We start from the raw sequence: 7,413 nt of genomic DNA, 5'->3' as shown, positions 1-7,413 counted from the left end.
AGGCGCCCGGATCTCCGCCGGAAAATTCGGCAGCGTCGAAAGATCGTTCCCGAACGACGCCGTCTCCGACGTGAAACGGTCACCCGTCAGCTGCATACCGTCACCCGAATCACCCGCGAAACGGATGATCACACGGTCCACGCGGCGGATTTCCTTGCCGGTGCCATCGGGCGCCGCATGCTCGCTGCGCTGCTCGCCGATGGACCCACCGGCCCCGTCGGCCTGCTCGGCCGGGCTACTGACCTGGCTGGTCACTGAACTGGACCTCCTTCGAGGCGCGGGCGTTCGTTCCCAAGGCCAACCCTACGTCCGTGAGGATTTCCGGCCCCCTGGGCGCCCGCATTCTGGACCGGCCCTTCCGGGCCGGTCTGTCCGACAGACGTGGTGCTCTACGCGAATATTCCGAATCCCCCGACCTGTGCCGGTGTGTGCTCTACCTGACAGAGTGTCAGTCGATCAGGACCGCAGATAGGTGAGGACCGCCAGTACGCGCCGGTGATCCCCGTCACTCGGGGACAGCCCGAGCTTCATGAAGATATTGCTGACGTGCTTCTCGACCGCTCCGTCGCTGACCACGAGCTGCTTGGCCACGGCGGAATTCGTGCGCCCTTCCGCCATCAGGCCCAGCACCTCGCGCTCGCGCGGGGTCAGACCGGCCAGGACGTCCTGCTTGCGGCTCCGGCCGAGCAACTGGGCCACGACCTCGGGATCCAGGGCCGTACCGCCCCGGGCCACCCGGACGACGGCGTCGAGGAACTCTCGAACGTCCGCCACGCGATCCTTGAGCAGATACCCCACTCCGGTGCTGGAACCGGCCAACAGTTCGGTGGCGTACTGCTCCTCCACGTACTGGGACAGCACGAGCACCCCGATCCCGGGATGCTCCCGGCGCAGACGTACGGCGGCCCGTACGCCCTCGTCGGTGTGCGTCGGAGGCATCCGGACGTCGGCCACCACCAYGTCCGGCAGCGCGTTCTCGGCCGCGAGGTCCGCCACCGTCTTGATCAGGGCTTCCGCGTCCCCGACGCCGGCCACGACGTCATGCCCCCGGTCGGTCAGCAGCCGGGTCAGGCCCTCACGGAGCAGCACTGAATCCTCGGCGATGACCACCCGCACCCTGTCGTCCACGTTCAGCAGCTCCCGCGTCCACTCGTCATCCGAAACCAAACCCATTCCCGGCAGCCGGGTTTCCCTGGCCGAGCCAAGCATCCCAGCCCAAAGGCCCGGTAAAGGGTGGTCTTGGTCAACAAGTACGCGCGGGACGACCGAAATCCGGTCCAATCAAGCCGCACCGGCCAATTCCAGCCTCAGCGGCGTGTGGGGCGCGGAGGCCGGGCCGGGGCCGCTGAAATCCAGCCTCGCGGGCGTGTGAGGTGGACGGATGTCGGGCCGACCCCGCCGAAATCCAGCCTCGCGGGCGGTTGAGGCGCGGGCGCCGGGCCGTGCCGGCCGAAATCCAGCCTCGCCGGCGTTGTGGCGCGGGCGCCGGGCCGTGCCTGGCACAGTGCGGCCTCGTCGGCGTTTGCGGCGGGCGGGCGCCGGGCCGGGGCTGGCGAAATCCAGCCTCGCCGGCGTTTGAGGCGTGGGGGTCCGGGGGCGGAGCCCCCGGGAGACGGCCCGCACCGAGCCGGCAGCCTCCCCGGCGCCTGAGGGGGGAACGGGCGAAGGGCGGGGCGGGGAGCAGCCCCGCGCAGCGGCACCGTGCACTGCACCGCGGCACCGCGGCACCGCGGCACCGCACCCGGCACCGCGGCTCGGCCGGGGCGCGGGGGCGCCGGGGCGCGGGGGAAGCCCCGGGGAAACCCCGGGGAAACCCCGGGGAAGCCCCGTAAAGGCCCGGCCAGGGCAAGGTCAGGCCCGCCAGGGGAGCTCCGCCGTCACCGTGGTCCCCCGCCCCGCCTCGGAGTCCACGACCAGCACCCCGTCCACGGCGTCCAGCCGCTCGGAGAGCCCCGCCAGCCCCGTCCCGCCCCGCGGATCCGCCCCGCCCCGCCCGTCGTCCGCGACCTGGACCAGCAGCCGCCCCCCGGACTTCCACACGTCGACGCTCGCGCCCCGCGCCCCCGCGTGCTTGCTGACGTTCTGCAGCAGTTCGGAGACCGTGAAGTACGCGATCCCCTCGATCGCCGCCGCCGGCCGGGCCGGCAGGTCCACCGACACCTTCACCGGCACCGCGCAGCGCGAGGCGACCGAGGACAGGGCCGCGTCCAGGCCCCGGTCGGTGAGCACGGCCGGGTGAATCCCGCGCGCCAGGTCCCGCAGCTCCTGGAGGGCGACCTTGACCTCCCCGTGGGCCGCGTCCACCATCCGAGCGGCCCCCGCCGGGTCCTCCGTCAGCTTCTCCTTCGCCAGACCCAGGTCCATCGCGAGGGCGACCAGTCGCGCCTGGGCCCCGTCGTGCAGGTCCCGCTCGATGCGCCGCAGGTCAGCCGCCGCCGTGTCCACGACCACCCCGCGGTCGGACTCCAGCTCCCGGACCCGGTCGTCGAGGCGGGAGCGACCCAGCAGCCCGCCGACCAGGATCCGCTCGACACCGGTCAGGGCGCGGATGACCCAGGGCGTGGCGAGGGTGACCAGGAGCCCGGCCAGACAGGTGGCCGCGACGGCGACGGGCGAGTCGAGGTAGAAGCGGTAGTCGCCGTTCTGGAAGAGCTCCAGGCCGGGCTGGTCGGTGAAGGCGGGGAACACCCAGAACCACAGCGGGTACAGCAGGGTGCTCCACCCGTAGGCCCACAGCGTCAGCGCGAGGCAGAAGGCGAACACCGCCCACGGGAAGTGCACCACCGAGTACAGCACGTGACGCCAGGCGCTCCCGCTCTTGAGCAGCGCCCCCATGCTCGCCAGGGCCCCGCTCTTGCCGGCCCGGACCGGTGCCGGTTCGGCGACGGGCATCCGCAGCAGCGACCGTACGCGGCCGCGCTCGATCCGCCCGAAGCCCCGGCACACCGCGAGGACACCGGCCAGGACCGGTACCCCGAGGAAGGTGACGAGCAGTCCGGCGCCGACGGCCACGCCCGTCACGGCGACGCAGAAGTACAGGGCGCTCAGCGGCAGCCCGATCAGCAGGTACCCGAACTCCCGCCAGGTCCGCGCGGCCACCGGTGCCCGCAGCACGGCGGCGAGCCCGCTGCCGCCCGGGCCGTCGCTGCCGCCCATGCCGTTGCCCATGATCCCGCCCCGCCCTTCCTCGTGTCCTTGACGGCTCCCAGCCTGCCGCCCGGCCCTATTCCGGACCATGCGGCGGGTCGGCCTCTGCTCCCGGGGGTTAACCCCACCCCACCGCGACCTGCCCGGTGGCGGCCTGCCACGCCCTGGCCCACCCCACTGCGCCCCGGCCCACTGCGGCCTGCCCGGCGACGACCTGCCTTGCTCCGGTCCGGCCCGCTGCGGCCCGGCCCGCTGGGGCCTGCCTTGCTCGGCCGCTCCGCGGCGGCCCGGCCCCCTGCGGTCTGCCCGGTGGCGGTCTGCCTTGCTCCGGTCCGGCCCGCTGCGGCCCGGCCCGCTGGGGCCTGCCTTGCTCGGCCCGCTCGGCTGCGGCCCGCTCCGCGGCGGCCCGGCCCCCTGCGGTCTGCCTTGCTCCGGTCCGGCCCGCTGCGGCCCGGCCCGCTGGGGCCTGCCTTGCTCGGCCCGCTCGGCTGCGGCCCGGCCCCCCCTGCGGTCTGCCCGGTGGCGGTCTGCCCGGTGGCGGCCTGCCTTGCCCTGGCCCACCCCGTTGCGCGCTCCGCTGGGGCCTGCCTTGCGCGGCCCGCTCCGCTGGGGCCTGCCTTGCGCGGCCCGCTCCGCTGGGGCCTGCCTTGCGCGGCCCGCTCCGCTGGGGCCTGCCTTGCGCGGCYCGCTCCGCTGCGGCTCGCTCCGCTGGGGCTCGCTCCGCTGCGACCCACCCCGTTCCGGCCCGCTCCGCTGTGGCCCGCTCCGCTGCGGCCCGCCCCGCTGCGGCCTGCCCTACTCCGGCCCGCTGACGGCGGCCCATCCCACACCGTCCCGTCCCGCCCCCCACTTCCGGACCCCCGCACCCCTGACCCCGCCCACAGGACCCCAGACCCCGGCCGCCGGGACGACCGCCCCCGGGACCCGCGATCCGGGGCCCTCGGAGACCCGGACGATCGCCCCCGAACCCCGGACACACGGGCGGGGCCCGGCCCGCCCCGGCCGAAAGCCCCGCTAGATCCCCGCTCCCCGGTCGCTCCCGGATCCCGATCCGCTCCCCGGATCCCGATCCGCTCCCCGGATCCCGATCCCGGCTCCGAGCCTGATCCCGGATCCGGGCCCCGGCTCCGATCCGGGCCCCGGCTCCGATTCGGGCCCCGGCTCCGATTCGGGTACCGGCTCCTGGCCGGGCGCCCGCCGGGACGGGTTCGCCCCAGCCCCGCCCCCGGCGCGGGCCCCGGATCCGCCCCCGCCCCGTACCGCCTACGCCCGTTCCCGCCACGGCAGCTCCGCCGACACCACCGTGCCCTCCCCTTCGGGGGAATCCACCGCGAACACCCCGTCCACCGCCCGCAGCCGCTCCGCGAGACCGGCCATCCCCGTTCCCGTCCCGCCGGCCATCCGCGCCCCGCCCCGCCCGTCGTCCGAGACCCGGATCAACAGCCGAGGCCCCGCCCGCCACACCTCGACGCTCGCGCTCCGCGCCCCCGCGTGCTTGCTGACGTTCTGCAGCAGTTCGGAGACGGTGAAGTACGCGATCCCCTCGATCGCCTCCGCCGGCCGGGCCGGCAGGTCCACCGACACCTTCACCGGCACCAGGCAGCGCGAGGCCACCGAGGACAGGGCCGCGTCCAGGCCCCGGTCGGTCAGCACGGCCGGGTGAATCCCCCGCGCCAGGTCCCGCAGCTCCTGGAGGGCGAGCTTCACCTCCCCGTGCGCCTCGTCGACCATCGCCGCCGCCCCCTCCGGGTCCTCCAGCAGCTTCTCCTTCGCCAGACCCAGCCCCATCGCGAGGGCGACCAGTCGCGCCTGGGCCCCGTCGTGCAGGTCCCGCTCGATGCGCCGCAGGTCAGCCGCCGCCGTGTCCACGACCACCCCGCGGCCCGACTCCAGCTCCGCGATGCGCCGCTCCAGCTCGTCCGAGGGCGACAGCAGGCCCCGTACCAGCGCCCGGTCCACATTGGCCATGCCGCGGACCAGGTACGGCAGGACCGGCCACAGCACGAACAGTCCCGTCAGCGTTACCGTGAAGGTCAGTACCCCCCACGGCAGCCGGACCAGCTCGTACAGCACGGTCCGCCAGCCCACCGGGTCCTTCACGCCCGCCCACAGCCAGGCGAAGAACCCGCCCGCGCGCCGCGGCCCCGGCAGCGGGGTCGGCTCGGCCACCCGCACCCCCAGCAGGGCCCGCGCGCGCATCCGCTCGAACTTCCCGAGCAGGCGAGCCCCGTAGAGACCACAAACGAGCAGGGGCAGTCCGACGGCGGTCACGGACAGGCCACCGGCCGTGGCGACCATGAACACCGTGTAAACAAAACCGATCAGCGCCACCGGCAGATTGCCCAGCAGATGAGCGATCTCCTTCCACGTGACCGCGTCGAAGGCGGGGCGGACGGGAGGAGGGGACGGAGCTTGATCGTTCGCGGTCATGCCGGACAGCCTGCCAATTCCGTCCGGCCGATGCCATGGGGCGGCCCGGCGGCAGTGAACGGGGGATAACCCCACCCCGCGCAGCCCAGGCCCTAGACTCCCGTCCGTACCAGATCAACCAGATCGTCGACAGTGGCCGAGGAACGAGGAAACGGACGTGCCCGACCCAACGGTATCGACCGTGACCGTGACCGCCGCGGACTACTTCCGGAGTTATTCGGTCGTCGGCCTGCTCGCGGTCCTCGGCGTGCTCTTCGTGGCGGTGGCCTTCGGCGCCGGCCGCCTGCTGCGGCCCGTCGTCCCGACCCCCGAGAAGCTGCTGACCTACGAGTGCGGTGTGGACCCCGTGGGCGAGGGCTGGGCACACACCCAGGTCCGCTACTACGTCTACGCCTTCCTCTACGTCATCTTCGCGGTCGACTCGATCTTCCTCTTCCCGTGGGCGACGGTGTTCGCCGCCGCCGGTTACGGCGCCACGACCCTGGTGGAGATGTTCGTCTTCCTCGGTTTCCTGGCCGTCGGCCTGCTCTACGCGTACAAGAAGGGCGTCCTCGAATGGACGTGACACCGCAGGTGGACGTGACGGTCCAGCCCGAGCTGCTCCCGGAGCCCAAGCGCCTGGGAGTCCTCTCCCGCCTCGCCCCGGAGCCCATGAAGGTGGTCCTGAACTGGGGCCGCCGCTACAGCCTGTGGGTGTTCAACTTCGGGCTCGCCTGCTGCGCCATCGAGTTCATCGCCGCCTCCATGGCCCGCCACGACTTCATCCGGCTCGGCGTCATCCCCTTCGCGCCGGGCCCGCGCCAGGCCGACCTGATGATCGTCTCGGGCACGGTGACGGACAAGATGGCGCCGGCCGTCAAGCGGCTCTACGAGCAGATGCCCGAGCCGAAGTACGTCATCTCCTTCGGCGCCTGCTCCAACTGCGGCGGCCCCTACTGGGACTCGTACTCGGTCACCAAGGGCGTCGACCAGATCATCCCGGTCGACGTCTACGTCCCCGGCTGCCCGCCCCGCCCCGAAGCGCTCCTCCAGGGCATCCTCAAGCTCCAGGAGAAGATCGCTCGGGAGTCCCTCGCGGAGCGGTACGCGGCGGCCCCCTCGGTCTCGCAGCTCACCAGCGGCCTCGTCACGCCCCCGCCCGCCCCCGTCTCCGCCCCGGAGGCCGGCGCGTGAACCTCTACGACTCCCTCCCCGACGCCTCCTCCACCGTCTTCGGCGCCGAGGCCGTGGGCTCCTTCTCCTACGACGTCCTCACGGTGGACATCCCGGTCGGATCCTGGATCCCCGCCCTGGAGATCGCCCGCGACAAGTTGGGCTGCACCTACTTCGACTGGCTGAGCGCGGTCGACGAGCCCGGCACGGGCTTCCGGATCTGCGCGCACGTCGTCTCCCTGGAGAACCACCGCGTGCGCCGCCTGCTGCTGCGCACCACCGTCCCGCACGCGGCCCCGTCCCTGCCGTCCGCCGTCGCCGTGTACGCCGGGGCCGAATGGCACGAGCGCGAGACGTACGAGATGTTCGGCGTGACCTTCACCGACCACCCGCACCTCGTCCCGCTGCTGCTCCCCGAGAACTTCGAGGGGCACCCGCTGCGCAAGGACTTCGTCCTGGCGGCGCGCGTCGCCAAGGCGTGGCCCGGAGCGAAGGAGCCGGGCGAGGCCCACGACCCGGACGCGCCCAAGCGACGGCAGATGCTGCCGCCCGGGGTGCCCGACCCGAACGAGTGGGGTCCCCTCAAGGGCCAGCTCCCGCCGGCCCCCGCCCGCCCCGCCCGCACCCCGCGCGCGGCCGGCGAAGGCGCCCCGGCCCGCCGTCCGCGGGCGGCCGGGGAGGCCC

Annotated in this window: 6 protein-coding genes and 1 pseudogene; 3 read left to right on the top strand and 4 right to left on the bottom strand. The window is 73.8% G+C overall.

Annotated elements, in window-relative coordinates; all coding sequences use genetic code 11:
* The 4 genes and pseudogenes from AB4039_RS41675 to AB4039_RS41660 all read right to left on the bottom strand — a co-directional run.
* Positions 1–255, bottom strand: a pseudogene (locus AB4039_RS41675) (2-oxoacid:acceptor oxidoreductase subunit alpha); the annotation flags it as partial.
* Positions 256–456: 201 nt separating this feature from the next.
* Entirely contained in the window at positions 457–1,116 is a 660-nt protein-coding gene (locus AB4039_RS41670) for a response regulator transcription factor (RefSeq protein WP_442273243.1), read from the bottom strand.
* Between the two features lie 735 nt (positions 1,117–1,851).
* The gene (locus AB4039_RS41665) at positions 1,852–3,168 is read right to left on the bottom strand and encodes a sensor histidine kinase (protein WP_266841086.1); all 1,317 of its coding nucleotides are present in this window, start codon (positions 3,166–3,168) and stop codon (positions 1,852–1,854) included.
* Between the two features lie 1,242 nt (positions 3,169–4,410).
* On the bottom strand, positions 4,411–5,577 hold the full coding sequence (locus tag AB4039_RS41660) for a sensor histidine kinase (RefSeq protein WP_266841088.1): 1,167 nt from the start codon (positions 5,575–5,577) through the stop codon (positions 4,411–4,413).
* 157 nt (positions 5,578–5,734) lie between these two features.
* Between AB4039_RS41660 and AB4039_RS41655 the strand changes: the two genes are divergently transcribed.
* The 3 genes from AB4039_RS41655 to AB4039_RS41645 form a co-directional block, all read left to right on the top strand.
* The gene (locus AB4039_RS41655) at positions 5,735–6,142 is read left to right on the top strand and encodes an NADH-quinone oxidoreductase subunit A (RefSeq protein ID WP_030241197.1); all 408 of its coding nucleotides are present in this window, start codon (positions 5,735–5,737) and stop codon (positions 6,140–6,142) included.
* A complete protein-coding gene (locus tag AB4039_RS41650; RefSeq protein ID WP_266841090.1) occupies positions 6,133–6,750 on the top strand; it encodes an NADH-quinone oxidoreductase subunit B in 618 nt (205 codons plus the stop codon). The genes AB4039_RS41655 and AB4039_RS41650 overlap by 10 nt, the downstream gene beginning before the upstream one ends.
* A partial coding sequence (locus AB4039_RS41645; RefSeq protein ID WP_442273242.1) for an NADH-quinone oxidoreductase subunit C occupies positions 6,747–7,413 on the top strand: 667 nt, incomplete at its 3' end. The genes AB4039_RS41650 and AB4039_RS41645, both read left to right, overlap by 4 nt.

The organism is Streptomyces sp. M-16, assembly GCF_052114405.1.
Taxonomy (GTDB): Bacteria; Actinomycetota; Actinomycetes; order Streptomycetales; family Streptomycetaceae; genus Streptomyces.
This window is presented reverse-complemented; position numbering and strand designations above follow the sequence as displayed.